Origin of the sequence: Streptomyces venezuelae (assembly GCF_008642375.1) — a bacterium.
In the GTDB taxonomy this organism is placed as follows: Bacteria; Actinomycetota; Actinomycetes; order Streptomycetales; family Streptomycetaceae; genus Streptomyces; species Streptomyces venezuelae_G.
The window spans coordinates 2915536-2941685 of sequence record NZ_CP029194.1 but is presented as its reverse complement, the minus strand read 5'-3'; the positions used below and the strand labels follow the sequence as shown (position 1 = coordinate 2941685).

At 70.8% G+C, this 26150-nt stretch carries 26 protein-coding genes, 1 tRNA gene and 1 riboswitch; of the genes, 14 read left to right on the top strand and 13 right to left on the bottom strand.

Translation table 11 applies throughout. The annotated features are described in order from the left end of the window. Positions 1-13 precede the first annotated feature (13 nt). Positions 14-87, top strand: a tRNA-Met gene (locus DEJ46_RS13005). A 149-nt stretch (positions 88-236) separates the two neighbouring features. On the opposite strand, the gene DEJ46_RS13000 is transcribed toward DEJ46_RS13005, so the two are convergent. Further along, on the bottom strand, positions 237-656 hold the full coding sequence (locus DEJ46_RS13000) for a Fur family transcriptional regulator (RefSeq protein ID WP_150266252.1): 420 nt from the start codon (positions 654-656) through the stop codon (positions 237-239). Between the two features lie 150 nt (positions 657-806). Between DEJ46_RS13000 and DEJ46_RS12995 the strand changes: the two genes are divergently transcribed. Next, complete coding sequence (locus DEJ46_RS12995) at positions 807-2276, top strand: catalase (protein ID WP_150266250.1); 1470 nt, start codon at positions 807-809, stop codon at positions 2274-2276. Positions 2277-2338: 62 nt separating this feature from the next. Here DEJ46_RS12995 and DEJ46_RS12990 read toward each other — a convergent pair whose 3' ends face one another. Continuing rightward, positions 2339-2731, bottom strand: coding sequence for a cyclic nucleotide-binding/CBS domain-containing protein (locus DEJ46_RS12990; protein WP_055641419.1), 393 nt, complete (start codon positions 2729-2731; stop codon positions 2339-2341). A gap of 168 nt (positions 2732-2899) precedes the next feature. Further along, positions 2900-3709 (bottom strand): histidinol-phosphatase, encoded by an 810-nt coding sequence (gene hisN / locus DEJ46_RS12985; RefSeq protein WP_150266248.1) that lies wholly within the window; start codon positions 3707-3709, stop codon positions 2900-2902. Between the two features lie 156 nt (positions 3710-3865). Between hisN and DEJ46_RS12980 the strand changes: the two genes are divergently transcribed. Beyond that, on the top strand, positions 3866-4501 hold the full coding sequence (locus tag DEJ46_RS12980; protein WP_150266247.1) for a TetR/AcrR family transcriptional regulator: 636 nt from the start codon (positions 3866-3868) through the stop codon (positions 4499-4501). On the opposite strand, the gene DEJ46_RS12975 is transcribed toward DEJ46_RS12980, so the two are convergent. The 4 genes from DEJ46_RS12975 to DEJ46_RS12960 all read right to left on the bottom strand — a co-directional run bounded on the left by DEJ46_RS12975 (position 4393) and on the right by DEJ46_RS12960 (position 7861). Next, positions 4393-4716, bottom strand: coding sequence for a DMT family transporter (locus tag DEJ46_RS12975; RefSeq protein ID WP_150266245.1), 324 nt, complete (start codon positions 4714-4716; stop codon positions 4393-4395). The genes DEJ46_RS12980 and DEJ46_RS12975 overlap by 109 nt on opposite strands. Before the next feature lie 92 nt (positions 4717-4808). Continuing rightward, the gene (gene rsgA / locus DEJ46_RS12970) at positions 4809-5822 is read right to left on the bottom strand and encodes a ribosome small subunit-dependent GTPase A (protein ID WP_150266243.1); all 1014 of its coding nucleotides are present in this window, start codon (positions 5820-5822) and stop codon (positions 4809-4811) included. A gap of 3 nt (positions 5823-5825) precedes the next feature. Beyond that, the gene (gene aroA / locus DEJ46_RS12965; protein WP_150266241.1) at positions 5826-7157 is read right to left on the bottom strand and encodes a 3-phosphoshikimate 1-carboxyvinyltransferase; all 1332 of its coding nucleotides are present in this window, start codon (positions 7155-7157) and stop codon (positions 5826-5828) included. A gap of 20 nt (positions 7158-7177) precedes the next feature. After that, a complete protein-coding gene (locus DEJ46_RS12960; RefSeq protein ID WP_150266239.1) occupies positions 7178-7861 on the bottom strand; it encodes a M50 family metallopeptidase in 684 nt (227 codons plus the stop codon). A 49-nt stretch (positions 7862-7910) separates the two neighbouring features. Here DEJ46_RS12960 and DEJ46_RS12955 point away from each other — a divergent pair, with 49 nt between their 5' ends. From DEJ46_RS12955 to def, 8 genes are all read left to right on the top strand, one after another. Further along, on the top strand, positions 7911-8726 hold the full coding sequence (locus DEJ46_RS12955; RefSeq protein ID WP_150266237.1) for an SOS response-associated peptidase: 816 nt from the start codon (positions 7911-7913) through the stop codon (positions 8724-8726). A gap of 61 nt (positions 8727-8787) precedes the next feature. Further along, the gene (locus tag DEJ46_RS12950; RefSeq protein ID WP_411757820.1) at positions 8788-9420 is read left to right on the top strand and encodes an alpha/beta family hydrolase; all 633 of its coding nucleotides are present in this window, start codon (positions 8788-8790) and stop codon (positions 9418-9420) included. Between the two features lie 252 nt (positions 9421-9672). After that, entirely contained in the window at positions 9673-10329 is a 657-nt protein-coding gene (locus DEJ46_RS12945; RefSeq protein WP_055641410.1) for a sigma-70 family RNA polymerase sigma factor, read from the top strand. Further along, positions 10326-10667 (top strand): mycothiol system anti-sigma-R factor, encoded by a 342-nt coding sequence (rsrA, locus tag DEJ46_RS12940; protein ID WP_150266234.1) that lies wholly within the window; start codon positions 10326-10328, stop codon positions 10665-10667. Before DEJ46_RS12945 ends, rsrA begins: the two co-directional genes overlap by 4 nt. 138 nt (positions 10668-10805) lie before the next feature. Next, on the top strand, positions 10806-12251 hold the full coding sequence (locus tag DEJ46_RS12935) for an HD-GYP domain-containing protein (protein ID WP_150274373.1): 1446 nt from the start codon (positions 10806-10808) through the stop codon (positions 12249-12251). Further along, entirely contained in the window at positions 12248-13504 is a 1257-nt protein-coding gene (locus tag DEJ46_RS12930) for an HD-GYP domain-containing protein (protein ID WP_150266232.1), read from the top strand. The genes DEJ46_RS12935 and DEJ46_RS12930 overlap by 4 nt, the downstream gene beginning before the upstream one ends. 80 nt (positions 13505-13584) lie before the next feature. After that, positions 13585-14565: a tetratricopeptide repeat protein gene (locus tag DEJ46_RS12925; protein ID WP_150266230.1), complete on the top strand. Its 981-nt coding sequence runs from the start codon at positions 13585-13587 to the stop codon at positions 14563-14565. Positions 14566-14625: 60 nt separating this feature from the next. Then, positions 14626-15264, top strand: a complete 639-nt coding sequence (gene def / locus DEJ46_RS12920) for a peptide deformylase (protein WP_150266228.1) — start codon at positions 14626-14628, stop codon at positions 15262-15264. Between the two features lie 81 nt (positions 15265-15345). Here def and DEJ46_RS12915 read toward each other — a convergent pair whose 3' ends face one another. From DEJ46_RS12915 to DEJ46_RS12890, 6 genes are all read right to left on the bottom strand, one after another. Then, positions 15346-16362, bottom strand: a complete 1017-nt coding sequence (locus tag DEJ46_RS12915; RefSeq protein WP_055641405.1) for a ribonucleotide-diphosphate reductase subunit beta — start codon at positions 16360-16362, stop codon at positions 15346-15348. Further along, positions 16362-18728, bottom strand: a complete 2367-nt coding sequence (locus DEJ46_RS12910; protein WP_150266226.1) for a ribonucleoside-diphosphate reductase subunit alpha — start codon at positions 18726-18728, stop codon at positions 16362-16364. The genes DEJ46_RS12915 and DEJ46_RS12910 overlap by 1 nt, the downstream gene beginning before the upstream one ends. Positions 18729-18859: 131 nt before the next feature. After that, a riboswitch (cobalamin riboswitch) is annotated at positions 18860-19018 on the bottom strand. A gap of 48 nt (positions 19019-19066) precedes the next feature. Then, a complete protein-coding gene (locus tag DEJ46_RS12905; RefSeq protein WP_150266224.1) occupies positions 19067-19567 on the bottom strand; it encodes a GNAT family N-acetyltransferase in 501 nt (166 codons plus the stop codon). Between the two features lie 116 nt (positions 19568-19683). After that, positions 19684-21309, bottom strand: a complete 1626-nt coding sequence (mctP, locus tag DEJ46_RS12900) for a monocarboxylate uptake permease MctP (RefSeq protein WP_150266222.1) — start codon at positions 21307-21309, stop codon at positions 19684-19686. Then, positions 21306-21581: a DUF3311 domain-containing protein gene (locus DEJ46_RS12895; RefSeq protein ID WP_150274371.1), complete on the bottom strand. Its 276-nt coding sequence runs from the start codon at positions 21579-21581 to the stop codon at positions 21306-21308. The genes mctP and DEJ46_RS12895 overlap by 4 nt, the downstream gene beginning before the upstream one ends. A gap of 172 nt (positions 21582-21753) precedes the next feature. Further along, a complete protein-coding gene (locus DEJ46_RS12890; protein ID WP_150274369.1) occupies positions 21754-22518 on the bottom strand; it encodes a GntR family transcriptional regulator in 765 nt (254 codons plus the stop codon). A 285-nt stretch (positions 22519-22803) separates the two neighbouring features. Between DEJ46_RS12890 and DEJ46_RS12885 the strand changes: the two genes are divergently transcribed. The 3 genes from DEJ46_RS12885 to DEJ46_RS12875 all read left to right on the top strand — a co-directional run bounded on the left by DEJ46_RS12885 (position 22804) and on the right by DEJ46_RS12875 (position 26143). After that, a complete protein-coding gene (locus tag DEJ46_RS12885; protein ID WP_150266219.1) occupies positions 22804-24099 on the top strand; it encodes an extracellular solute-binding protein in 1296 nt (431 codons plus the stop codon). Positions 24100-24257: 158 nt separating this feature from the next. After that, positions 24258-25280 (top strand): carbohydrate ABC transporter permease, encoded by a 1023-nt coding sequence (locus DEJ46_RS12880; RefSeq protein WP_150266217.1) that lies wholly within the window; start codon positions 24258-24260, stop codon positions 25278-25280. Next, complete coding sequence (locus DEJ46_RS12875) at positions 25277-26143, top strand: carbohydrate ABC transporter permease (RefSeq protein ID WP_411757747.1); 867 nt, start codon at positions 25277-25279, stop codon at positions 26141-26143. Before DEJ46_RS12880 ends, DEJ46_RS12875 begins: the two co-directional genes overlap by 4 nt. Positions 26144-26150 lie beyond the last annotated feature (7 nt).

The following is a 26150-nucleotide window of genomic DNA, read 5'->3' as shown; positions in this document are numbered from 1 at the left end:
TCGTGTTTACCGACGCGGGGTGGAGCAGCTCGGTAGCTCGCTGGGCTCATAACCCAGAGGTCGCAGGTTCAAATCCTGTCCCCGCTACTCAGTAGCAACGAAGGCCCGGATCCGGTTTCGATCGGATCCGGGCCTTCGTCGTCTGCGCATCGCGTACGCGCCGTATGTGCGTGGTATGCGCGCCGGAACAGGAAAATGCCCCCGCCGTGGCGGGGGCATGTCGCGTCGGGCCGTCGTCAGGCCGTCGTGGCGCAGCTCGGGCAGATGCCTCGGTACGTGACCTCGACGTTCGAGATCGTGAAGCCGAAGCGCTCCGTGTCCGGCAGGTCCGCCATCGGGTCGCCCGCCGGGTGGACGTCACGGATGGCGCCGCAGCGGCCGCAGACCAGGTGCTGGTGCGGGCGGTGGGCGTTGGGGTCGTACCGCTTGGCGCGGCCGTCCGTGGCGACCTCGATGACCTCGCCGAGGGTGACCATCTCGCCCAGCGTGTTGTACACGGTCGCGCGCGAGATCTCGGGCAGCCGCGTCACGGCACGGGCGTGGACCTCGTCGGCGGTCAGGTGCACATGATCCCCGTCGAGCACTTCGGCCACGACGCGCCGCTGCGCGGTCATCCGCCAGCCGCGGCCGCGCAGTCGTTCCAACAGGTCACTCATGGGCTCAGCGTAACAGTCGGGGGAACCGGTTCCCGAACTGGTGTGACTTTGGAAGCTCACTTGACTTAGACAATGTCCATTGTAGGATCGAACCCGGCATTGGCCGAGGTCCGTCATCGGGCCGCGGCCGAGGGACAGGACACGCAGGACATGACGCAGGAGGCGCACGTGACGCAGGGACCGCTCACCACGGAGGCCGGCGCGCCGGTCGCCGACAACCAGAACAGCGAGACGGCGGGCGTCGGCGGACCGGTCCTCGTGCAGGACCAGCTCCTCCTGGAGAAGCTCGCCCACTTCAACCGGGAGCGCATCCCGGAGCGCGTGGTCCACGCGCGCGGTGCGGGTGCCTACGGCACCTTCACCCTCACCCGTGACGTCTCGCAGTGGACGCGTGCCGCGTTCCTCTCCGAGGTCGGCAAGGAGACCGAGACGTTCCTGCGCTTCTCCACCGTCGCGGGCAACCTCGGCGCGGCCGACGCGGTCCGCGACCCCCGCGGCTGGGCGCTGAAGTTCTACACCGAAGAGGGCAACTACGACCTCGTCGGCAACAACACCCCGGTGTTCTTCATCAAGGACGCCATCAAGTTCCCCGACTTCATCCACACCCAGAAGCGCGACCCGTACACGGGCTCGCAGGAGGCGGACAACGTCTGGGACTTCTGGAGCCTCTCCCCGGAGTCGACCCACCAGGTCACCTGGCTCTTCGGCGACCGCGGCATCCCCGCCTCGTACCGCCACATGAACGGCTACGGCTCGCACACCTTCCAGTGGAACAACGAGGCCGGCGAGGTCTTCTGGGTCAAGTACCACTTCAAGACCGACCAGGGGATCAAGAACCTCACCCAGGCCGAGGCCAACCGCCTCGCCGGCGAGGACCCGGACTCGCACCAGCGCGACCTGCGCGAGTCCATCGAGCGCGGCGACTTCCCGACCTGGACCGTGCAGGTCCAGATCATGCCCGCGGCCGAGGCGGCCGAGTACCGCTTCAACCCGTTCGACCTCACCAAGGTGTGGCCGCACGAGGACTACCCGCCGATCGAGATCGGCAAGCTGGAGCTCAACCGCAACCCGGAGAACGTCTTCGCCGAGGTCGAGCAGTCGATCTTCAGCCCGGCGCACTTCGTGCCCGGCATCGGCCCGTCCCCGGACAAGATGCTCCAGGGTCGCCTCTTCGCCTATGGCGACGCCCACCGCTACCGCGTCGGCATCAACGCCGACCACCTGCCGGTGAACCGTCCGCACGCCACCGAGGCGCGGACCAACTCCCGTGACGGCCACCTCTACGACGGCCGCCACAAGGGCTCGAAGAACTACGAGCCGAACAGCTTCGGCGGCCCGCAGCAGACGGACCGGCCGCTGTGGCAGCCGCTCCCCGTCACCGGCCTCACCGGTGACCACGCGGCCCCCTCGCACTCCGAGGACAGCGACTTCGTCCAGGCGGGCGACCTCTACCGCCTGATGTCGGAGGACGAGAAGGGCCGTCTCGTCGAGAACCTGGCGGGCTTTATCGCCAAGGTCTCCCGGGACGACATCGCCGAGCGGGCGATCGACAACTTCCGCAAGGCGGACGGTGACTTCGGCAAGCGGCTCGACGCCGCGGTCCAGGCCCTGCGTGGCTGAGGGCGCTTGCCGTAGGTAAGGACCGGGCCGGACTCCGTACAGGAGTCCGGCCCGGTCTCGTCTCATCGGCCGGCGACGCTGTGCACCGGGATCCAGCAGCGGATGATGTCGCGTACGGAGACGATGCCGACGGGTCCCCGGTCGTCGAGGACGACGAGGTGGCGGAAGCCGCCGTGCGTCATCGCCTCGGCCGCCTCCGCCAGGGTCCAGGTGGGCGCGGCGAAGACGACGTCGTGGGTGGTGTGGGAGCCCGCGGTCTCCACGTCGGGGTCCTGGTCCCGGGCGAGGGAGTTGAGGATGTCGCGCTCGGTGAGGATGCCGAGGCCGCCGGCGTCGGAATCGAGGACGACGGCCGCGCCGACGCGGCGCGCCGACATCAGCCGGGCCGCCTGTCGGAGGGTGTGTGCGGGGCCGATGGTGAGGACCACGGTGCTCATGGCGTCACGGACGAGCATGGACGGAGCCACCTCCTTCGTGAACCGTTCCCGCCTTCAACGAGAACCGATTCACAAGTTCACAAGTGGGGGGACTCTCAGAGTGACATCGGGGGAGGGACCCGACAAGGGGGCGCGCGAGGCGCCCCCGGGGAGTGACGGCGGCGCCCGGCCCAAGGGCGCCCGGGCCTAGGCCTCCGGGCTCTCCTGGTTCAGGTAGCTCAGCAGTTCGCCGTGGAGCAGGCCGTTGGACGCGGCCGCGTTGCCGCTGTGCGGGCCGTGCCGGCCGTCGAGGCCGGTGTACGTGCCGCCCGCCTCCTGGACGACGATCGCCACCGCCGCCATGTCCCACAGCGACAGCTCCGGCTCGGCGCAGATGTCCACGGAACCCTCGGCGACCATCATGTACGGCCAGAAGTCGCCGTACGCGCGGGTCCGCCAGCACGCGCGCGTGAGGTCGAGGAAGCCGTCGAGCCGCCCCTGCTCCTCCCAGCCGCTCAGCGAGGAGTACGCGAAGGAGGCGTCCTCCAGCGAGGACACCTGCGAGACCCCGAGCCGGGTCGCCGAGGCCAGGCTGCGGCCCGTGTACGCGCCCAGGCCCTTCGCCGCCCACCAGCGGCGGCCGAGCGCCGGGGCCGACACCACGCCCACCACCGGCTGGAAACCGGTCTCGCCGGCCTCCATCAGCGCGATCAGGGTCGCCCAGACAGGCACCCCGCGCACGTAGTTCTTGGTGCCGTCGATCGGGTCGATCACCCAGCGGCGCGGGCCCGAGCCCTCCACGCCGTACTCCTCGCCCAGGATCGCGTCACGCGGCCTGGCGCGCTGGAGCTGGCCGCGGATCAACTCCTCCGCGGCCTTGTCGGCCTCGCTCACCGGGGTCATGTCCGGCTTCGTCTCGACCTTGAGGTCGAGCGCCTGGAATCGGTCCATGGTGGCCGCGTCGGCGGCATCCGCGAGGACGTGGGCGAGACGCAGATCATCGTGGTAATCGGCCATGGTCGGCACTCTATCCCCGCGTGATCCCCGCGCGGAGAACCGTCCACCGGAGCTCCCCGAACCGCCCGAAGTCCCGCGAAACCCCTCGAAGTCCCTTGACAGGGTGCGGGCACCTGTCGACGCTGAGCGCAGAACCGTTCCCTCCAGGAGGTGGCGATGGCGCATGCCCGCGAGGCCCTGCTCGACGCCGCGCTCGCCGCGCTCACGCACCGGTCCTGGTCCGCCGTACGGATGGCCGACCTCGCCGTCGACGCCCGGGTCTCCCGGCAGACCCTCTACAACGAGTTCGGCAGCAAGGAGGGCCTCGCCCGCGCGCTCGTCCGGCGCGAGGCCGACGCCTACCTCCAAGGGGTACGGCGGCTGCTCGCCGAACCGGCCCCGCCCGAGCGGAACCTGGTCGCCGTCGCCGAGTGGACCGTCGTCCGGGCGGCCGCCCGCCCGATACTGCGGGCCCTGCTCACCGGCGCCTGGAACGAACGGCTGCCCGTGCCCAGGCCCGCCCGGCCGGGCGCCCGCCCCGCCCCCGTACCCGCCCAGCGGCGTGCCGACGAAGGGCCGCCCGCGCCGGGCGAGCTGGTCGCGGCGACCGCCGCCTGCGCCGGCGAGGAATGGGCGGCCGGCTGCGAGCTCGCCGTCCGGCTCGCCCTCAGCCACGTCGTCGCGCCAGCCCCGCCGGTGCTAGCTCAGTGCGAGGAGCCGGAGAGCTGGAGTCCGATGACGCCCACGACGACCAGGCTGATCGAGACGATCTTGAGGGTGGAGACGACGTCCCCGAGGAAGATCATTCCGTAGATCGCCGTCCCGGCCGCGCCGATCCCCGTCCACACCGCGTACGCCGGACCCACGTCCAGCTTCCGCAGCGCGAGGGTGAGCAGTCCGAAGCTGCCCAGGGCGAAGGCCGCGAAGGCGATCGTCGGCCAGAGCCGGGTGAACCCGTGCGAGAGCTTCAGGCAGACCGCGAAACCGGTCTCCAGGAGACCGGCCACCACCACCAGCAGCCACGCCATCGTCAGTGCCTCCCACGCCCTCGGTGACTGCTTCGTCGCACTTGGTGCGATTATGCACTTACCGGTAGCAGTCGTCCGCAAACGCCGACGGGTCAGTCACCCTCGCGTCGCTCGCGCGTCGCGAGCAGCCGTCGCAGCGAGTAGAGCCGCGCGGGGTCCGCGTGACCCTCCGCGACGAAGGCGTCGAGCGCGCAGTCCTGCTCGTCGTGGCTGCACGCGCGCGGGCAGTTCTCCGTCCCCGGCACGAGATCGGGGAAGGCGAGGATCACCCGGGACGGGTCCACGTGGTGCAGCCCGAAGGAACGCACGCCGGGCGTGTCGATGACCCAGCCGCCCTGCTTGTCGTCGAGCGGCAGGGCGAGCGCCGAGGTCGTCGTGTGCCTGCCGCGGCCCGTGACCGCGTTGACCACACCCGTGGTCCGCCGCCGGTCGGGCGGGACCAGGGCGTTGACCAGCGTCGTCTTGCCGACGCCCGAGTGCCCGACGAAGGCGGTGGTGCGGCCCTTGAGGTGCTCGTGGACCCGGTCGGCGGCGACGCCGTCCACGAACTCGTCGCGGGTGGTGACCACGTAGGGGACGCCGAGCGCCCCGTACATCTCCAGGAGGGCGTCCGGCGACGCCAGGTCCGACTTGGTCAGCACGAGCAGCGGGGAGAGCCCGCCGTCGTAGGCGGCGACCAGACAGCGGTCGATCAGTCGCGGGCGCGGCTCGGGGTCGGCGAGCGCGGTGACGATCGCGAGCTGGTCCGCGTTGGCGACGACCACCCGCTCGTACGGGTCGTCGTCGTCCGCCGTGCGCCGGAGCACCGAGCTGCGCTCGCCGATCCGGACGATCCGGGCCAGCGTGTCCTTCTCGCCGGACAGGTCACCCACGATCTGGACCCGGTCGCCGACCACGGCGGCCTTGCGGCCCAGCTCGCGCGCCTTCATCGCGGTGATGATCCGGTCGTCGACCAGACACGTCAGCCGGCCCCGGTCGACGGTGAGGACCATGCCCTCCACCGCGTCCTCGTGCTTGGGGCGGATGGACGTACGGGGGCGGGTGCCCTTGCGGTTGGGCCGCTGGCGGATGTCGTCCTCGTCGGTGTGCTTGCCGTAACGCCGCATGACTCAGACCCCGAGCATTTCGGTCCACATCCCCGGGAAGTCCGGCAAGGTCTTCGCCGTCGTCGCCACGTCCTCGATCTCCACGCCCTCGACCGCGAGGCCGATGATCGCGCCCGCCGTCGCCATGCGGTGGTCGTGGTACGTGTGGAAGACGCCGCCGTGCAGAGGACGCGGGTTGATGCGCAGACCGTCCTCGGTCTCCGTCACGTCGCCGCCCAGCCCGTTGATCTCCTTGGTGAGGGCCGCCAGGCGGTCCGTCTCGTGGAGCCGCAGATGGGCCACACCACGCAGCGTCGAGGGGGAGTCGGCGAGCGCCGCGACCGCCGCGATGCCGGGCGTCAGCTCGCCGACCTCGCTCAGGTCCACGTCGATGCCGTGGATCCGGCCCGTACCGGTGAAGGTCAGGCCCTTGTCGGTGAGCTCGCAGGAGCCGCCCATCTCGGTGAAGATCCGGCGCAGCTCGTCGCCCGGCTGGGTGGTTCGCTCCGGCCAGTCGGGGACCGTCACCCGGCCTCCGGTCACCAGTGCCGCCGCAAGGAACGGCTGTGCGTTCGACAGGTCGGGCTCGACGACGAGGTCCCGGCCGCGCAGCGCGGAGGGCGCCACCCGCCACACGTTCGGCTCGCCGCCGTGCTCCGGCTCGTCGACCTGGGCGCCGACCGCGCGCAGCATGTCGACCGTCATCCGGATGTGCGGCAGCGAGGGCAGCTTCGCGCCCACGTGCCGGACCTCGACGCCCTGGTTGAAGCGGGGCGCGGAGAGCAGCAGGGCGCTGACGAACTGGGACGACGAGGAGGCGTCGATCTCGACCGTGCCGCCGTCCAGGCCCCCGGCGCCGTGCACGGTCATGGGCAGCGCGCCCCGGCCGTCGTCGTCGATCCGGGCGCCGAGCGCGCGCAGCGCGTCGATCACACCGTGCAGCGGACGCTCGTGGGAGCGGGGGTCGCCGTCGAAGCGGACGGGTCCGTCGGCGAGCGCCGCGACGGGGGGCAGGAAGCGCATGACCGTGCCCGCGTTGCCGACGTCGACCGTGGCCGGGCCGCGCAGCGGGGCCGGGATGATCCGCCAGGCCTCGCCGGTGCCGTCGGGCCCGACGCCCTCCTCGATCTTCACGCCGAGGGTACGCAGCGCCTCGGCCATCAGGAGGGAGTCGCGGGAGCGCAGCGGGCGGCGCAGCCAGCCGGGCTCGGCGGCCAGCGCGGCGAGGACCAGACCGCGGTTGGTGACCGACTTCGATCCGGGCACGGTGACGGTCGCGTCGACGGCGCCGCGGGCGTACGGGGCGGGCCAGAGGTCGGTGGACGGGTCGGGGCGCACGGAAGCTGCTGCGGTCATGGAATCACTGTACGGGTGAGTCAGAAGCCCAGGAGCCAGCGCCCGCCGCCGATCAGGGAGCAGATCGAGACGGCGTGGAAGAAGAACAGCCACACCCCCGGGTGCACGTGGGTGAGGCGCGCGAGCTGGTCCGCGTCCGAGTCGGGGGCGCCGCCGTGGCGCCGCTTCGACTGGAGCTCGAAGGCCGGCCGGACCCCGCCGAGGAGCAGGAACCACACCACCGCGTAGGCGAAGAGCGACTGGATGTCGGGGCCGGTCAGCCAGGAGACCAGGAGGAAGGCGGCGCCCGTCAGGAGGACGGTGAGGATCCCGTACGCGTTGCGGACCATGACCAGCATGGCGAGCAGGAGGCCGGTCGCGATCCAGAGCAGCAGGGTGACCAGGCCCGCGCCGAGCAGGGCGGCGCCGCCGAGGCCGAGCAGCGGGGCGGCGGTGTACCCGGCGGCCAGGGTGAGGACCACGCCTATGCCGGTCGGGCGGCCCCGGGTCACGGTCAGGCCGCTGGTGTCCGAGTGCAGCCGGATCGCTTCGAGGCGGCGGCCGGTCGCGAGGGCGACGAGCCCGTGACCGCCCTCGTGGGCGATGGTGATCGCGTTCCGGGCGAGGAGCCAGACGCGGCGGGGCACGGTGACGGCGAGGGCGGCGACCGCGGTGGCGATTACCAGCCACTCGGCCGGGGCGGCCTGGGGGCTGAAGAGGTCCATCGTTCGGGCCGCTCCTCGGGAGGTCGGGGATCGTGGCAGTGTGGCACGTATGTGCGGACGGTATGCAGCGAGTCGGCGGCCCGAGGATCTCGTCGAGACCTTCGGGGTCGAGAAGTGGGAGCCGGAGGAGACTCTGGCCCCCGACTGGAACGTGGCCCCCACCAAAGAGGTCTGGGCCGTTCTGGAGCGTCCTCTGAAAGACGCCGAATCGCGGCGGCCGGTTCGCCAGCTGCGCGCGCTGAAGTGGGGCCTCGTCCCGTCCTGGGCGAAGACGCCCGAGGGCGCCGCCCGGATGATCAACGCGCGCGCGGAGACCCTGCACGAGAAGCCCTCCTTCAAGCGCGCGTTCGCGGCCCGCCGCTGCATCCTCCCCGCCGACGGCTACTACGAATGGGTGACCGGCGCGGGGGAGCGGGACCTGGAGGTCGAGGGGAAGCGGAAACGGCCGCGGAAGCAGCCGTACTTCGTGACCCCGGCGGACGGCTCGGTCTTCGCGATGGCCGGGCTCTACGAGTTCTGGCGCGACCGCACCCTGTCCGACGACCACCCCTCCGCGTGGTGGGTGACCTGCTCGGTCGTCACCACCGAGGCGGAGACGGGCCCGCTGGGTGTGGCACCCGCCGAGGGCCCGCGCTCGCTCGCCGACATCCACCCCCGGATGCCGCTGATGCTGACGGAGGACCGGTGGGACGCCTGGCTCGACCCGGCGCGCACCGGCGAGGACGAGCTGCGCGGGCTGCTCACCGCGCCGCCGGAGGGGCTGATGCGGGCCTACCCGGTGTCGACGGCGGTCAGCAACGTCCGCAACAACGGCCCCGAACTGCTGACGGAGCTGGAGGGCCCGGAGGAGGGCACGCTCTTCTGAGCCGGAGGGAGGCGCGCCCTTCCGGGGAAGCCCGCGGGGGATGATGGAGGGCGTGACCGACCTGACACAGTACGAGACGGTTTCCACCGACGCCGGTGAGGCGCGCATCACCTGGCACGCCGCTGCGGAGCCATGGGCCGTCCTCGCCCTCGGCCACGGCGCCGGCGGCGGGATCGAGGCCCGCGACCTCCAGGCCCTGGCCCGCGCCCTGCCCGCCCACGGCGTGACCACGGCCCTCGTCGAGCAGCCCTGGCGGGTCGCCGGCAAGAAGGTCGCGCCCGCGCCGAAGACCCTCGACACCGGTTGGCGCGGCCTCTGGCCGGCCCTCGCGAAGCCCGGACCGCCCGTGATCGCGGGCGGCCGCAGCGCCGGCGCCCGGGTCGCCTGCCGGACCGGACGGGAGCTGGGCGCACGCGCGGTCCTCGCGCTGAGCTTCCCCCTCCACCCGCCGGGGAAGCCCGAGCGCTCCCGCGCCGACGAGCTCCTCGGCACGGACCTGCCCACCCTCGTCGTACAGGGCGGCAACGATCCCTTCGGGCACCCCGAGGAGTTCCCGGAGGGCCCGCACACCCTCGTCGAGGTGCCGTACGGCGACCACGGTTTCGCCGTGCCCAAGCGCGCGCCGCTCACCCAGGACGAAGCCCTCCGCACGCTCGTGGACGGCGTCACCGAGTGGCTCGTCACACTGCGCTGACATCCGTGCCCGTACCGGGAATGTCCGGCCGGGCACCTCTGTTGTGGAGAGCGTCGGTGTGAGAGCAAGGAAGAGGGAGTCCGTCGCATGGGTTCGACCATCTGCCCCGAGCGCGCGCAGGCCGCTGACCTCGACTGGACAGTGCTGCCCGCTCCCAAGGTCGCCCCTATTCGGGCGGCGGGCGGAGCGGTTCCTCGTCTATCCTCCGAAACGAGTGGGTCCACCTTCGGGCTCGCCACCACGCTGGAGGAGGTGGGTCCGGTCACTGGGACCGACACAGGGACCGACGACGGCCCCGAGGAGACGACCGCCGAGCGCAACGCGCGCTTCGAGCGTGACGCCCTCGGATTCCTCGACCAGATGTACTCCGCCGCGCTGCGCATGACGCGCAACCCCGCGGACGCGGAGGACCTGGTGCAGGAGACCTACGCCAAGGCGTACGGATCCTTCCACCAGTTCCGCGAGGGCACGAACCTCAAGGCGTGGCTGTACCGGATCCTCACGAACACCTTCATCAACTCGTACCGCAAGAAGCAGCGTGAGCCCCAGCGCAGCGCCGCCGAGGAGATCGAGGACTGGCAGCTCGCCCGCGCCGAGTCGCACATGTCGACCGGTCTGCGCTCCGCAGAGTCGCAGGCGCTCGACCACCTGCCCGACTCCGACGTGAAGGAAGCGCTGCAGGCGATCCCCGAGGAGTTCCGCATCGCCGTCTATCTGGCGGATGTCGAGGGCTTTGCGTACAAGGAGATCGCGGACATCATGGGGACACCCATCGGTACGGTGATGTCCCGACTGCACCGGGGCCGCCGCCAGCTGCGCGGCATGCTCGAGGACTACGCCCGCGACCGCGGGCTGGTACCCGCGGGCGCCGGAGAGTCGTCGAACGATCTGAAAGGCTCGGGCTCATGAGCTGCGGAGAGCCGCACGAGACGGATTGCTCAGAGGTCCTGGATCATCTCTACGAGTTCCTCGACAAAGAGATGCCCGACAGTGACTGCACCAAGTTCGAGGTGCACTTCGAGGAGTGCTCCCCGTGCCTGGAGAAGTACGGCCTGGAGCAGGCGGTGAAGAAGCTCGTCAAGCGCTGCTGCGGCAGTGACGACGTCCCCACCGACCTGCGGTCCAAGGTCATGGGCCGGATCGACCTGATCCGCTCGGGTCAGCTGGTGCCCGAGCAGGACATCACCGCGGTCGCCCCGGCGACGCACACGCCCACACCGACGGCCACTCCTGCTCCGCAGGAGTAGGCGAGCGGTCCGGGGACCGAGGCCGCCGCGAAGCGATCGCGGCGGCCCCACGCATATATCAGCTTGTATCACCCGATGGTGCGAATCGGCCGCAGCGCGACGACTCCGACCGCCCGACTCGCTAGCGTGACGGGTGTGATGGGCGAGAGGGGCATTCCGAGGGCGGCCGCCGTGTACATCGGCTGCGCCCTGCTCGCCGCCGCGGCCTGCCTCCTGCCCGCGGTGCGTCCCGGCGCGGCCACCCCCTGGGGCACCGTCGCACTCCTCGCCGCCCTGTACGCGCTCTGCGAGCTGCCGGCCCGCTGCCCGTTCCTCGGCCGAGCCCTCGGCGGCTCCGTCCCCATGGGCACCGGCTCCTTCTTCCCCGTCCTGCTCGCCTCCGCGCTGCTCCTGCCGCCCGCCGCCGCCGCGCTCACCGCGCTGCCCGGCAGCCTCCTCGCCCGCGTCGAGGAACCGCCCGCCGGACCGCGCCGCGCCTGGCGGGCCGCCGCCACGGCCCTCGCCGTCTGGGCCGCCGCCCTCGCCGCCGGCGCCCTGGGCGGCTCCACCGCCCTCGGAAACGGCCCGGACGCACCCGACTTCCCGTACGCCCTGCTGCCCGCGGGCGCCGCCGCGCTCACCTTCTGCCTGGTCCTGACCGCCCTCGACGGCGGCATCCGGGCCACCGCCGAAGGGCTCCCGGCCGGCGCGGCCTGGCGCGGACTCCTGGGGCGGGCCCTCGCCCCGCACGCCGTGCACGGCCTCGCCGGGCTGATGATGGCCGTGCTCTGGCGCAGCTCGTACGGACCGGCCGCCGCCCTCTTCGTCCTGCTGCCGATGTACATCTCCTGCTGGGTCTTCGCCCAGTACCACCGCGAGCGCGCCGCCCACCAGGCCACCATCCGCGCCCTCGTCCAGGCCGTCGACATCAAGGACCGGTACACCCGCGGCCACAGCGAACGGGTCGGCCACGCCTCCGTCCTGATCGCCCGTGAGCTCGGCATGGCGGAGGACCGGCTCGACGTCGTGCGGTTCGCCGGGATCCTCCACGACGTCGGGAAGCTGGGCGTGCCCACGCGCGTGCTCCGCAAGGACGGGCCGCTGACCCCGGAGGAGCGCCGGGTCATCGAACTGCACCCGGAGTACGGACACGAGATGGTCCGCGGCATCGGCTTCCTCGGCGAGGCCAGGGGCGCGATCCTGCACCACCACGAGCGCATGGACGGCAGCGGTTACCCGTACGGGCTCCACGGCGAGCAGATCCCCGAGTTCGCCCGGGTGGTCGCCGTCGCCGACGCCTTCGACGCCATGACCTCCACCCGCTCCTACAGCCGGGCCCGCCCGGTCCCGACCGCCGTCGCCGAGCTGGAGCGGTGCGCGGGCCGCCAGTTCGACCCCCGCATGGTCGCCGCCCTGGTCCGGGCCCTCGACCGGCACGGCTGGCAGACCGGCGTCACCGCCGACGAGACGCCCCAGGGACTCCCGCCGCTCCCGGCACCGCGGCCGACCGACCCCCCGGCGGGCGACTCCCCGGCCGGTGAGGACGTGCCCCCGCCGCGTGCGCCGGACACCCCCCTGACCGCCCGGCCGAAGGAGCGCGCATGAGGCCAGGGGCCCTCACCGTCGGAACCGTGAACGGCGCGGCCCTGCTGCTGAGCCTCGCCGGATTCGGCGCCACCTTCTGGTACGGCGTCGACGAGCCCGGCAACGCCCTCGCCTTCGGCGCGCTCATCGCCCTCGGCGAGCTCGCCCGCTGGGGCGCCGCCCCCGGCGAGAGGGAGCCCGCACCTCTCGCCGCCGCGGGAGCCCTCGCGTACGCCCTGCTCGGGAACGACGCCGGCACCGCCACCACCCACGGCGTCCTCCAGATCGTCGCCGTCGTCGTCGCCGGCGGCCTCGCCGGGATCGTCCCCCACCTGGCCAGGGGAGACGGCCCCGACACCGACCACCTCGCCCGCCGGGTCCTCACCGTCGCCTTCGCCGCCCTCTGCTTCCAGCCCCTCTACAACTCCGGCGCCGTCGTCGAGCACCTCGGCCAGGGCCCGTCGTACGCCTTCTTCCTGCTGCTCCTGCTCGTCCTGACCGCCCTCTGCGACGCCGTGCTCGCCGCCGTCCTGCTCCGCGCCCGCACCGGATTCCCGTTCGGCCCCCTCCTCCGCGACGAGCTGCGCGCCCTCCTCGGCATCGGATCGGCCGTCTGCGCCACGGGCGCCGTCATGGCGCTCGCCGTGGCCGCCGCCGGGCTGTGGGCGCTGCCCGTGCTCGCCGTACCGCTCCTGCTCACCCAGGTCTCCTTCCGGCGGTACGCGGCCGTGCGGACCGTCAACCGGCAGACCATCGCCTCACTGGCCCGGGCCACCGAGATCGCCGGCTGCACCCCGCCCGGCCACGCCCACCGGGTCGCCGCGCTCAGCGCGGCCGTCGGGCGCGAGCTGGGGCTCTCCGGGGCCGAGCTGACCGTCCTGGAGTACGCGGCGCTCATGCACGACATCGGACAGCTCTCCCTCGTCGACCCGGTCGAGGGCGGCGCCACCGCCCTCCTCCCGGTCGAGGAGCAGCGCCGTATCGCCCTCCTCGGCGGCGAGGTCGTCCGCAGGACCGGGGCCCCCGCGGCCGTCGCCCTGGTCGTCGAGCGGCAGGCCGATCCGTACCGCGAGCAGCCTCTGGCGGCCCGGATCGTCCGGACCGTGAACGCCTACGACGACCTCGCGGGCGACGGGGCGGGCGCCGCCCTGGAAGCCCTGGAGCGGCTCCGCCTGGGCACCGCGCGCGACTACCATCCGGACGTCGTGGAGTCCCTGGCCAGGGTCCTGGCGCGGGGCGGAGCGCCTGGGGTGACCTCGGCCGTCGCTGGGTAACCCATGGGTAATGAGCGCGCGTCCGACCGGGCATGGTTGGATGCGAACAAGAGGGTGAAAGCGACCGGCAGGCGGGAATCGTGAGGATCTTCGGGAAGGTACGGCATCGGCCCTCCGCCTCGTGGCGGCAGGCCACCGACCGCGCGTTCACGCTGATCGGCGACGGCCGGTACGAGGACGCCGGCGCGCTGCTGACACGTGCGGCGGATCTGGAGCCCTGGCTCTCGGAGTCCTGGTTCAACCTGGCCCTGCTGCACAAGTTCCGGCACGACTGGGAACAGGCCCGGGCCGCCGGCCTGCGCGCGGTCGCGCTGCTCGACAAGGAGACCGGCGCCCCCGACTGGTGGAACGTCGGCATCGCGGCGACCGCGCTCCAGGACTGGCCGCTGGCCCGCCGCGCCTGGCAGGCGTACGGCCTGAAGGTGCCCGGCGCCGCCGCGGGCACCGGCGAGCCCGCCGGCATGGAGCTGGGCAGCGCCGCCGTCCGCCTCTCGCCCGAGGGCGAGGCCGAGGTCGTCTGGGGCCGCAGGCTGGACCCGGCCCGCATGGAGGTCCTCTCCATCCCGCTGCCGTCCTCGGGGCGCCGCTGGGGCGAGGTCGTCCTCCACGACGGCGTGCCGAACGGCGAGCGCACCACCACCGCAGGCCCGTCCTACCCGGTCTTCGACGAGATCGAGCTGTGGGCGCCGTCGCCCGTCCCCACCTGGGTGGTCCTCCTGGAGGCCGCCACCGAGGACGACCGGGACGCCCTGGAGCAGCTCGCCGCCGAGGCCGGCTTCGCCGCCGAGGACTGGTCGTCCTCCGTGCGGCTGCTCTGCCGCGCCTGCTCGGAGTCGACGATGCCGAGCGCCGAGGGCGAGGGCGAGCACTCCGACCCGCACGACCACAGCGAGCCGGGGCACCCCGGGCCGCTCGGCCACCGCTCGCCCGGCGAGCTCTGGGTCCCGGAGCGGGAGTGCGGCATCGCGGCCCCGGCGGGCCTGGTGCGCGGACTCCTCGACGGGTGGGTGGCGGACAGCCCCGACAGCCGTGAGTGGCGGGATCTGGAAGAGGTCTGCTGACGCTGCCCGTAGGCTGTACGGGATCGTTTACTGAGGTTCCGAGGAAGGCACGCGCCGGACATGACGCAGCAGGACACTGACGAGCAGATCAACGACGTGAACGACGGCTTCGTCGTGGACACGGAGGACTGCGAGGCGCGTGAGCTCGCCTACCGCGAGCGCGGCACGGCCCGCCCGATCACCGTCGTCGGCAACCCCGTGCTCCACAAGGAGTGCAAGGACGTCACGGAGTTCGACGAGAAGCTCGCGGCGCTGATCGACGACATGTTCGCCAGCCAGAAGGCCGCCGAGGGCGTGGGCCTGGCCGCGAACCAGATCGGTGTCGACCTCAAGGTCTTCGTCTACGACTGCCCCGACGACGAGGGCGTCCGGCACACCGGTGTCGTCGTCAACCCGGTCCTGGAGGAGCTCCCGGCCGACCAGCGCCACCTGGACGAGTCCAACGAGGGCTGCCTGTCCGTGCCGACCGCCTACGCCGAGCTGGGCCGCCCCGACTACGCGGTGGTCAGCGGCCAGGACGCCCAGGGCAACCCGATCAAGGTGCGCGGCACCGGCTACTTCGCCCGCTGCCTCCAGCACGAGACGGACCACCTGTACGGCTACCTGTACATCGACCGCCTCTCCAAGCGCGACCGCAAGGACGCCCTGCGCCAGATGGAAGAGGGCACCCCGCGCTACGAGACGGTGCCGAACGCCTGATCGCCGGTACGCGTACGGAGAAGGGCCCCGCACTCACTCGGAGTGCGGGGCCCTTCCTCGTACAGCCGGACCGGCCGGGTCCTAGAAGTCCTCGTCCAGGTCCACCGAGCCCTCGACGGCCACCTGGTAGGCGGACGGGCGGCGCTCGAAGAAGTTGGTCAGTTCCTGGACGCCCTGGAGCTCCATGAACGCGAAGGGGTTCTCGGAGCCGTAGACCGGGGGGAAGCCGAGACGGACCAGGCGCTGGTCGGCGACGCACTGGAGGTACTCGCGCATCGACTCGGTGTTCATGCCGGGCAGGCCGTCGCCGCACAGGTCGCGGCCGAACTGCAGCTCCGCCTCGACGGCCTCCCTGAGCATGTCGGTGACCTGCTGCTGGAGGGCGTCGTCGAAGAGCTCCGGCTCCTCCTTGCGGACGGTGTCCACGACCTCGAAGGCGAAGTTCATGTGCATCGTCTCGTCGCGGAAGACCCAGTTGGTGCCCGTGGCCAGGCCGTGCAGCAGGCCGCGGGACCGGAACCAGTACACGTACGCGAAGGCGCCGTAGAAGAACAGGCCCTCGATGCACGCCGCGAAGCAGATCAGGTTCAGCAGGAAGCGGCGGCGGTCGGCGGCCGTCTCCAGCTTCTCGATCTTCTCCACCGAGTCCATCCAGCGGAAGCAGAACTGCGCCTTCTCGCGGATGGAGGGGATCTCCTCGACCGCGTCGAACGCGGCGGCGCGGTCGTCCGGGTCGGGCAGGTAGGTGTCGAGCAGCGTCAGATAGAACTGGACGTGCACGGCCTCCTCGAACAGCTGGCGCGAGAGGTACAGGCGCGCCTCGGGGGAGTTGATGTGCTTGTACAGCGTCAGCACGAGGTTGTTCGACACGATCGAGTCGCCGGTCGCGAAGAACGCGACGAGCCGGCCGATCATGTGCTGCTCACCGGGGGTGAGCTTGGCGAGGTCGGCGACGTCCGAGTGGAGGTCGACCTCCTCCACCGTCCACGTGTTCTTGATCGCGTCGCGGTAGCGCTCGTAGAAGTCCGGGTAGCGCATCGGACGCAGCGTCAGCTCGAAGCCCGGGTCCAGGAGGTTCTTGTTCTCGATGGTGCTCATTACTGGCAGGCCTCGCAGGACTCGGGGTTCTCAAGGGAGCAGGCGAGGGCGTCCGCGTCGGAGGCCGCCTGCTGGACGGGGATCGGGACGGCGGCGGGCGCCGACGCCTGGGCGGCGCGGGCGATGCGGGTCGCCGGGCGCGAGCGCAGGTAGTACGTCGTCTTCAGCCCCTGCTTCCAGGCGTACGCGTACATCGACGACAGCTTGCCGATCGTCGGCGTCTCCATGAACAGGTTCAGGGACTGCGACTGGTCGAGGAACGGGGTGCGCGCGGCGGCCATGTCGATCAGCCCGCGCTGCGGGATCTCCCAGGCCGTGCGGTACAGCTCGCGCACCTCGGCCGGGATCCAGCTGAAGCCCGCGACCGAGCCGCTCGCGTCGCGCAGCGCGTCCCGGGTCTGGGCGTCCCACACGCCGAGCCGCTTCAGCTCGTCGACGAGGTACGAGTTGACCTGGAGGAACTCGCCCGACAGCGTCTCGCGCTTGAAGAGGTTCGAGACCTGCGGCTCGATGCACTCGTAGACGCCGGCGATCGAGGCGATCGTCGCCGTCGGCGCGATGGCCAGGAGCAGGCTGTTGCGCATGCCGACCGTGGCGATCCGCTCGCGCAGGGCGGCCCAGCGCTCGGGCCAGTTGAGCTCGACGTCGTAGTGGTCGGGGTGCAGGACACCGCGGGCGGTGCGGGTCTGCTCCCAGGCCGGGAGCGGGCCGCTGCGCTCGGCGAGATCGGCGGAGGCCTCGTACGCCGCCAGCATGATCCGCTCGGAGATCTTCGTCGACAGGGCGCGCGCCTCCGCCGAGTCGAAGGGCAGCTTCAGCTGGAAGAAGACGTCCTGGAGGCCCATCGCGCCCAGGCCGACCGGCCGCCAGCGGGCGTTGGAACGCCCGGCCTGCTCGGTCGGGTAGAAGTTGATGTCGACGACCCGGTCGAGGAAGGTGACGGCCGTACGGACGGTCTCGTCGAGCCGCTCCCAGTCGATGTCCCCGCCGGCCACGAACGAACCCAGGTTCACCGAACCGAGGTTGCAGACGGCCGTCTCGCCGTCGTTCGTGACCTCGATGATCTCGGTGCAGAGGTTCGAGGAGTGGACGACCGTGCCGGGCTCGGCCGTCTGGTTGGCCGTCCGGTTCGAGGCGTCCTTGAAGGTCATCCAGCCGTTGCCGGTCTGGGCCAGGGTCCGCATCATCCGGCCGTACAGGTCGCGGGCCGGCATCGTCTTGCGGGCCAGGCCCTTCGCCTCGGCGGCGCGGTAGGCGGCGTCGAACTCCTCGCCGTACAGGTCGACGAGCTCGGGCACGTCCGCCGGGGAGAAGAGCGACCACTCGGCGTCGGCGTTGACCCGGCGCATGAACTCGTCCGGGATCCAGTGCGCCAGGTTCAGGTTGTGCGTACGGCGCTGGTCCTCGCCCGTGTTGTCGCGGAGCTCCAGGAACTCCTCGATGTCCGCGTGCCAGGTCTCCAGGTAGACGGCCGCGGCGCCCTTGCGACGGCCGCCCTGGTTCACGGCGGCGACGGAGGCGTCGAGGGTCTTGAGGAACGGGACGATGCCGTTGGAGTGCCCGTTGGTGCCGCGGATGAGGGAACCGCGGGCGCGGATGCGGGAGTAGGAGAGGCCGATGCCGCCGGCGTGCTTCGAGAGGCGGGCGACCTGGTGGTAGCGGTCGTAGATGGAGTCCAGCTCGTCCTGCGGGGAGTCCAGGAGGTAGCAGGAGGACATCTGCGGGTGGCGCGTACCCGAGTTGAAGAGCGTGGGGGAGGAGGGGAGGTAGTCCAGACGGCTCATCAGGCCGTACAGCGCGGCGACCTCGTCCAGCGCGCGGACGCTCTCGTCCTCGGCGAGGCCGCAGGCCACGCGGAGCATGAAGTGCTGCGGGGTCTCGATGACCTTGCGGGTGATCGGGTGACGCAGCAGGTAGCGCGAGTAGAGGGTGCGCAGACCGAAGTAGCCGAAGCGGTCGTCGCCGGCGCCGTCGATCGTGGCGTCGAGGCGGTCGGCGTGGAGCGTCACGAAGTCGGCGGTGCGGTCGGCGATGAGGCCCTCGCGGTGACCGACGGCGACGGAGGCCGAGAAGGTGACGGCGCCCTGGGAGGCGGCCTCGTCGGCGATGGTGATCGTCAGGAGCCGGGCGGCGAGCCGGGAGTAGGCCGGGTCCTCGGAGATCAGGCCGGCGGCCGCCTCGGTGGCCAGCTCGCGCAGTTCCGCCTCGTCCGACGCGGCGCTGCGGCCGCGGAGGGCGGCGGCGGCGACCTTGCCGGGGTCCGTGTCGGGCAGGTCGGCGGTGAGATCGGTCAGGGTCCGCAGCAGCACGGTGCCGGGTCCGTCGCTCTCGATCGCCGTGGCCGGATCGGCGGGCGCGATGGTCACGTGGGGCTCTCCCTCGCTCGGCTCTGGGCCGCGGCGGGGGGAAGGCGGGCAGGCGGGCATCCGTACGCCGGATGCGCCGCGTCCACCGGCCCACTCCGCGAGGCCCGGACGTCAGTGACACCCGGAACGGAAGAACCGGGTGGGCTGTCGGCAGGTCCTCGGACTCGCCTCGTACATGCACCTGGGTGCGAACACATGGGTACAAGGCACACCGTTGCGGGACAGTTCCGGATTCGCGCCGGATTTCCCTGCGTCGACAGCGAGGACGAGCATACATGTGGGGGGCTCCGCTCGCGGAACCCCCCACATGTTGTGTCGCCTTGGCTCGTCTCCGGGTCTCAGAACTCCATGGAATAGGTCCGCAGCCGATGGCCGGGGACGGGCTCCCAGTCCCGCTCGGGGGTGCGGACGAAGCCCATGCGCTCGTAGATCCGGTGCGCCGAGACCATCTTCGCGTCCGTGGAGAGCACCAGCCGCGCGCACTCCGGCACGGCCCGCGCGCGGTCCGCGCAGGCCCGTACGAGGGCCTCGCCGACCCCCCGGCCGCGGGCCTCACGGGAGACCACCAGCATCCGGAACTCGGCCTCGCCGGTGACGGCGATGTCCGCCCACGGGGTGGAGCCGGGAGCGAAGGTGACCCCGCCGATGATCCGGTCGTCCGCGTCGACGGCCACGAGCACCTCGGCCTCGCGCGCCCGGCGCGCCGTGTCCTTCAGCACGTCCAGGTAGAAGTCGTCCGCCCCGTACAGCAGCAGCCCGTCGTCCAGGTAGGTCTGCCCGGTGAGTTCCCCGAGCTCCTCGTACTCCTCGGGCCGTACCGCCCTGATCGTGAAGTCCATGACGCCAGTCTGCCCCGGGGGCACGCGAAGGGGCCCGGGATTTCCTGGCGGAGATCCCGGGCCCCTTCCCGCAGGTCGTGCGGTCGCCGTACGGCCGTCGCGCGGCCGTCGTGCGGTCAGTGCACCCCGGCGTCGACCTTCGCGGCCGCCTTGCGGGCCGGCGCGTCGCCGGCGTCGGCCGTGTAGTCCGACGGGGAGGTCTCGTCGATGCCGTCGGGGGCCTTCAGCGCCCTGAGGACGAAGGTCAGGACGACCGTGACGACGACGTTGAGGACGAAGGCGGTGAGGCCGATGTAGCCGATCTCGCCGATGCCCGGGATCTCGGCGGACGAGCCGCCGAAGTGCTTCTGCGTCGGGCTGGCCACGCCGTACGCGGCGGCCGTGCCGTAGACCATGCCCACGGCCCAGCCGGCGAGCAGCGCCCAGCGGTGGAACCAGCGGGTGAAGAGGCCGCCGACCAGTGCCGGGAAGGTCTGGAGGATCCAGATGCCGCCGAGCAGCTGGAAGTTGATCGCGACCGTCTTGTCCATGGTGAGGACGAAGGCCAGTGCGCCGACCTTCACCAGGAGCGAGACGATCTTGGAGACCTTGGTCTCCTGCGCCGGGGTCGCGTCCTTCTTGATGAAGTCCTTGTAGATGTTCCTCGTGAAGAGGTTGGCCGCGGCGATCGACATGATCGCGGCCGGGACGAGCGCGCCGATGCCGATCGCGGCGAAGGCGACACCCGCGAACCAGTCAGGGAACATGGTCTCGAAGAGCTGCGGGATGGCGAGCTGGCCGTTCTTGACCTGGATCCCGGCGGCGATCGCCATGAAGCCGAGCAGCGCGAGCAGGCCCAGCATCAGCGAGTACAGCGGCAGGATCGTGGTGTTGCGGCGGATGACCTCACGGCTCCGGGACGACAGCGTCGCCGTGATGGAGTGCGGGTACATGAAGAGCGCGAGCGCCGAGCCGAGCGCCAGCGTCGCGTACGTCCACTGGCCGGCCTCGCCGGGGACGAGCGCGCCGCGCGGCTTGTCGGTCGCCGGGTTGATCTGCGAGTACGCCTCGCCGGCCTTGGCGAAGATCTCGTCGAAGCCGCCGAGCTTGATCGGGATGTAGATGATCGCCACGGCGATGACGATGTAGATCAGGGTGTCCTTGACGAAGGCGATGAGCGCGGGCGCGCGCAGCCCCGAGGAGTACGTGTACGCCGCGAGGACGCCGAAGGCGATGAGCAGCGGCAGGTCCTTGATGAACCAGTGGGTGTTCTCGCCGCCGCCGACGCCCATGACGTCCAGGACGGCCTGGATGCCGACGAGCTGGAGCGCGATGTACGGCATGGTCGCGAGGATGCCGGTGACGGCGACCGCGAGGGAGAGGCCCTTGGAGCCGAAGCGGCCGCGCACGAAGTCGGAGGTGGTGACGTATCCGTGCTTGTGCGAGACCGACCAGAGGCGCGGGAGGAAGGTGAAGATCAGCGGGTACACCAGGATCGTGTACGGGACGGCGAAGAAGCCGGCCGCGCCCGCCGCGTAGATGGCCGCGGGGACCGCGACGAAGGTGTAGGCCGTGTAGAGGTCGCCGCCGAGGAGGAACCAGGTCACCCAGGTGCCGAACGACCGGCCGCCGAGACCCCATTCGTCGAGGCTGTTCTCGTTCTCGGCCTTGCGCCAGCGCGAGGCCAGGAAGCCCATGACCGTGACGGCCAGGAAGAAGAAGATGAACACGGCGAGCGCCACGCCGTTCACGCCGTCCTTCATCGCGCGTCACCTCCCTTGCGGGCACGCTGGTCCAGCTGCCACAGCTTGTACGCGACCATGGTGAGTGCCGTGGAGATCAGCACCCAGAGCATCTGGTACCAGTAGAAGAACGGGATGCCCGCGAAGAGCGGTTCGGCCTTCGCGTACGAGCTCACCCAGAGCATCGCCACGAACGGCGCGAACAGGCAGAGCGCGATCACCACCCGCATCGGGGTGATGGTGGGTTGTTGTTTCCCTTGTGTCGTTTCCGGTGCTTCTGCCGCCTCTGACATGGCGATTCCCGTCCCCTCGCTGATCACCTCGGTAATGCTGGGGAAATCTAGGGGACGCTTACGCTCCATGGAACCCCTGTCCGCATAACGGATGTGAATCCCCCGGGAACGCGAAAACGAGGGGGGCCGCCGGGACTTCGGCGACCCCCCTCGTCGGATGTTGCGGATCCGGTCAGTCGGTGGGGCGCTTGAGACGCGCCACGAACTTGTAGCGGTCGCCGCGGTAGACGGACCGCACCCACTCGACCGGCTCCCCCTGGGCGTCCAGGGAGTGGCGGGAAAGCATCAGCATCGGCAGGCCCACGTCCGTACCGAGCAGACCGGCCTCGCGCGGGGTGGCGAGAGAGGTCTCGATGGTCTCCTCGGCCTCGGCGAGGCGGACGTCGTAGACCTCGGCCAGCGCCGTGTACAGCGAGGTGTACTTCACCAGCGAGCGGCGCAGCGCGGGGAAGCGCTTGGCCGAAAGGTGGGTGGTCTCGATCGCCATCGGCTCGCCGCTCGCCAGGCGCAGCCGCTCGATGCGCAGCACCCGGCCGCCGGCCGAGATGTCGAGCAGTCCGGCGAGCGTGTCGTCGGCGGTGACGTACCCGATGTCGAGGAGCTGCGAGGTGGGCTCCAGGCCCTGTGCGCGCATGTCCTCCGTGTACGAGGTGAGCTGCAGGGCCTGCGAGACCTTGGGCTTCGCCACGAAGGTGCCCTTGCCCTGGATGCGCTCCAGGCGGCCCTCGACGACCAGCTCCTGGAGTGCCTGGCGCACGGTGGTGCGCGAGGTGTCGAACTCGGCGGCGAGTGTCCGCTCCGGCGGGACCGGCGTGCCGGGCGGCAGGGTCTCCGTCATGTCGAGCAAGTGCCGCTTCAGTCGGTAGTACTTGGGCACGCGAGCGGTGCGGGTGGTGACCCCGCCCTCCGGTTCCGTGCTGCCCGCGTCCCTGGCCATGGCCTGCCTTCCCGACTCCTGTGCTGCTGCCGTCACCGGCTCCTCCGTCTGTAGCGGCTCACATGGTGGCACGGACCGGTCACGGGTCGTCGCCCTACCTCAGGTGTCGGTCCGATAACGGACGCGACTGCCCTTCTTATACACCCTTGACACCCCTAAAGGTCTAGGCCAAGCTCCGGGTACTGGTCTAAACCATTAAAGACCAGGTCCCAGCCCCACGAGCACTACCTGACGTATGTCTTCGCGCGGTGGGCAGGGGTTGCAGGCATCCCTGAGGAGGGTGGCGTGAAGCGCAAGCTCATCGCGGCGATCGGCGTCGCGGGCATGATGGTCTCTATCGCTGCATGTGGTTCGGACAGCGACACGGGCAAGGACGGCGCGAAGCCGTCCGCCGGCGGCGACAAGAGCCTGACCGTCTGGGTCATGGACGGGTCCGCTCCGGACGCGTGGATGGCCGAGGTGAACAAGGCGTTCGAGGCCAAGCACCCCGGCGTCAAGGTCAAGGTCGAGAAGCAGGTCTGGAACGGCATCCAGGAGAAGGTCACCACCGCCCTCTCCGAGGACACCCCGCCGGACGTCCTGGAGCTCGGCAACACCCAGACCGCCGGTTACGCGGTCACCGGCGGCCTCGCCGACCTGACGGGCGACAAGGCCAAGCTCGGCTACGACGCCTGGAACAAGGGCATGGTCGCCTCCAACGAGCTGGACGGCAAGCTCTACTCCGCCCCGTGGTACGCCGCGAGCCGCGTCGTCATCTACGACAAGGCCGCCTACAAGAAGGCCGGCGTCACCCCGCCGAAGACCCGCGCCGAGTGGATCGCGGGCCTGAAGAAGCTCAAGGCCGCCGACCCGAAGTCGCAGGCGATCTACCTGCCGGGCCAGTCCTGGTACGTCCTCGCCGGCCTCGTCTGGGACGAGGGCAGCGACCTCGCGGTCAAGGACGGCGACAAGTGGAAGGGCAACCTGTCCTCCCCCGAGGCCGTCGCCGCAGTGAACTTCTACAAGGAGCTGGCGTCCTACTCCACCGCTCCGAAGGACAAGGACGAGGCGACCCCGCAGCAGTCCACCGACGTCGTCCCCAAGGGCGGCGTGGCGTCCTGGATCGGTCTCGGCTGGGAGGCCGGCGGCGCGATCGACGCCATGAAGAAGGCCGGCAAGACCGCCGACTTCGGCTACTTCCCGATCCCGGGCAAGACCGCTGACAAGCCGGGCTCCGTCTTCCTCGGCGGCTCGAACCTCGCCATCGCCGAGCGCTCCCAGAACAAGGAGCTCGCGAAGGAGTGGCTGGCCCTCGCCGCCGGCAAGGAGCACATGACCACCTACGCGAAGGCCACCGAGGGCGCGCTGCTCCCGAACCAGGACGGCGCGCAGTTCAAGCCGGCCGCGGGCTCCTTCGCCGAGGCCATGGCGGCCTCGTCGGTCTCCGGCAAGGTCACCCCGGTGACGCCGGGCTGGGCGCAGGTCGAGACCGCGCCGAACCCGATCAAGGACTTCATGACCAAGGTCCTGAAGGGCGAGGACGCCAAGGCGGCCGGCGAGGCGGCCGACAAGGTCATCAACGAGCGCATCAACCAGCAGTAATCCGTAGCCAGGTGGTGCGGCCGGTGTCGCACCGGCCGCACCACCGGCGCTTGCAGTGACGCTTTGCATTGACGCATCGCATGCAGTGATCAGCGGCCCGCTCCCCCGGGCCGCGCCCCGGTGGGCGCGGGAGCCCCAGAACCGCGAGGAATAAGACCATGACCGTGGACTCCCAGGGGACGGCCAGCGCCGCTCCTCAGGACGCGCCCGGGAGGGCGGCAGGGAAGTCTCAGACTCCGCCATCCCCTTCCGGCTCGAAGGAAGTCCTTCAGCCCTCGCGCGGCAGACGCTCGCTGCCGAGTGGGCTGCTGCCCTATCTGCTCGTCGCGCCCGCCCTGCTGTCCATGGCGGTGCTCCTGCTCTACCCGCTGATCCGCAACGTGATGCTCTCCTTCCAGCAGCTCAACCGGAAAGAGTTCATCACCCGCGAGACGGTCTGGATCGGCGTCGACAACTACACGGATCTGCTGAGCGACTCGCAGTTCTGGACGGTCGTCGTCCGAAGCGTCGTCTTCACCGCCGTCAACGTCGCCCTGATCATGGCCATCGGCACGGGCGTCGGCCTGCTGCTGAACCGCCTGGGCAAGAAGATGCGACTGGTCCTCTCGCTGTCCCTGATGCTCGCCTGGGCCATGCCGATCATCGCCTCCGTCACCGTCTTCCGCTGGCTCTTCGACGAGCAGTTCGGTGTCGTCAACTGGCTCATGCGCACGCTCGGCTTCTCGGGCTACGAGCAGCACAACTGGTTCGAGACGGGCTTCTCCACCCTCGTCATCATCCTGATCCTGCTCGTCTGGGGCTCCGTCCCCTTCGTCGCCCTCAACATGTACGCCGCCCTGACCACGGTCGGGTCCGAGCTGTACGAGGCCGCCAAGATGGACGGGGCGAGCGGCTGGCGCACCTTCTGGTCCGTGGTCTTCCCGAACCTCAAGTCCTTCTTCATGATCACGACGTTCCTGGAGATCATCTGGATCTTCAAGGCGTTCGCCCAGGTCTACGCCATGAACCAGGGCGGCCCCGACCGAGGCTCCGAGACGCTCCCCGTCTTCGCCTACATCGAGGGCGTCGGCCAGTTCCACTACGGCGTCGCCGCCGCCATCTCCGTCCTGACGATCGTGATGCTCATCGCGGTCATGTCCTTCTACTTCCGCCTGATCCTGAAGCAGGAGGAGGAGCTGTGAGCACCACCACTGAGACTCCGCAGAAGCTGCGCACCAGGAAGCCGCTGACGGCCGGCGTCATCGCCAAGAACCTCACCGCCCTCGTCCTCGCCGTGGTGTTCGTCTTCCCCGTCTACTGGATGTTCTCGTCCTCGCTGAAGCCGCAGCACGAGATCATGACGAAGGACCCGGTCTTCGTCTTCACGCCGACCTTCGAGAACTACACCACCGCGACGGGCGTCGACCTCTTCTGGACGTACGTGCAGAACAGCCTTGCCGTCACCCTCGGCGCCGTGCTGCTCGCCCTCCTCGTGGCCCTGGCCGCGAGCTTCGCGATCGCCCGCATGAAGTTCAAGGGACGCAAGGGCATCGTCCTCGTCGTGATGCTGGCGCAGATGGCCCCCTGGGAGGTCATGGTCATCGCGATGTACATGATCTCCCGTGAGAACGACATGCTGAACAGCATCCCGATGCTCACGCTGATCTACTTCGTGATGGTCCTCCCCTTCACCATCTGGACCCTGCGCGGCTTCATCGCCGCCGTCCCGGTGGAGCTGGAGGAGGCCGCGCAGATCGACGGCTGCACCCGCGGTCAGGCCTTCCGCAAGGTGATCTTCCCGCTGCTCGCTCCCGGCCTCATGTCGACCTCGCTCTTCGGCTTCATCACCGCCTGGAACGAGTTCGCCATGGTCCTCATGCTCAACAAGGACCGGGAGTCGCAGACCCTGACGCGCTGGCTGACCGAGTTCCAGACCGCGTTCGGCAGCGACTGGGGCGCCACCATGGCCGCCTCCACGCTCTTCTCTCTCCCCGTGCTCATCGTGTTCCTCTTCCTCCAGCGCAAGGCCGTCGGCGGCATGACCGCCGGCGCGGTGAAGGGATAACGGCTCC

Coding starts and splice junctions, on each gene's coding strand:
- DEJ46_RS13000 (WP_150266252.1), bottom strand. CDS start 656: ATGAGTGACCTGTTGGAACGACTGCGCGGCCGCGGCTGGCGGATGACC.
- DEJ46_RS12995 (WP_150266250.1), top strand. CDS start 807: ATGACGCAGGAGGCGCACGTGACGCAGGGACCGCTCACCACGGAGGCC.
- DEJ46_RS12990 (WP_055641419.1), bottom strand. CDS start 2,731: ATGCTCGTCCGTGACGCCATGAGCACCGTGGTCCTCACCATCGGCCCC.
- hisN (WP_150266248.1), bottom strand. CDS start 3,709: ATGGCCGATTACCACGATGATCTGCGTCTCGCCCACGTCCTCGCGGAT.
- DEJ46_RS12980 (WP_150266247.1), top strand. CDS start 3,866: ATGGCGCATGCCCGCGAGGCCCTGCTCGACGCCGCGCTCGCCGCGCTC.
- DEJ46_RS12975 (WP_150266245.1), bottom strand. CDS start 4,716: ATGGCGTGGCTGCTGGTGGTGGTGGCCGGTCTCCTGGAGACCGGTTTC.
- rsgA (WP_150266243.1), bottom strand. CDS start 5,822: ATGCGGCGTTACGGCAAGCACACCGACGAGGACGACATCCGCCAGCGG.
- aroA (WP_150266241.1), bottom strand. CDS start 7,157: ATGACCGCAGCAGCTTCCGTGCGCCCCGACCCGTCCACCGACCTCTGG.
- DEJ46_RS12960 (WP_150266239.1), bottom strand. CDS start 7,861: ATGGACCTCTTCAGCCCCCAGGCCGCCCCGGCCGAGTGGCTGGTAATC.
- DEJ46_RS12955 (WP_150266237.1), top strand. CDS start 7,911: ATGTGCGGACGGTATGCAGCGAGTCGGCGGCCCGAGGATCTCGTCGAG.
- rsrA (WP_150266234.1), top strand. CDS start 10,326: ATGAGCTGCGGAGAGCCGCACGAGACGGATTGCTCAGAGGTCCTGGAT.
- DEJ46_RS12935 (WP_150274373.1), top strand. CDS start 10,806: ATGGGCGAGAGGGGCATTCCGAGGGCGGCCGCCGTGTACATCGGCTGC.
- DEJ46_RS12930 (WP_150266232.1), top strand. CDS start 12,248: ATGAGGCCAGGGGCCCTCACCGTCGGAACCGTGAACGGCGCGGCCCTG.
- def (WP_150266228.1), top strand. CDS start 14,626: ATGACGCAGCAGGACACTGACGAGCAGATCAACGACGTGAACGACGGC.
- DEJ46_RS12915 (WP_055641405.1), bottom strand. CDS start 16,362: ATGAGCACCATCGAGAACAAGAACCTCCTGGACCCGGGCTTCGAGCTG.
- DEJ46_RS12905 (WP_150266224.1), bottom strand. CDS start 19,567: ATGGACTTCACGATCAGGGCGGTACGGCCCGAGGAGTACGAGGAGCTC.
- mctP (WP_150266222.1), bottom strand. CDS start 21,309: ATGAAGGACGGCGTGAACGGCGTGGCGCTCGCCGTGTTCATCTTCTTC.
- DEJ46_RS12895 (WP_150274371.1), bottom strand. CDS start 21,581: ATGTCAGAGGCGGCAGAAGCACCGGAAACGACACAAGGGAAACAACAA.
- DEJ46_RS12890 (WP_150274369.1), bottom strand. CDS start 22,518: ATGGCCAGGGACGCGGGCAGCACGGAACCGGAGGGCGGGGTCACCACC.
- DEJ46_RS12880 (WP_150266217.1), top strand. CDS start 24,258: ATGACCGTGGACTCCCAGGGGACGGCCAGCGCCGCTCCTCAGGACGCG.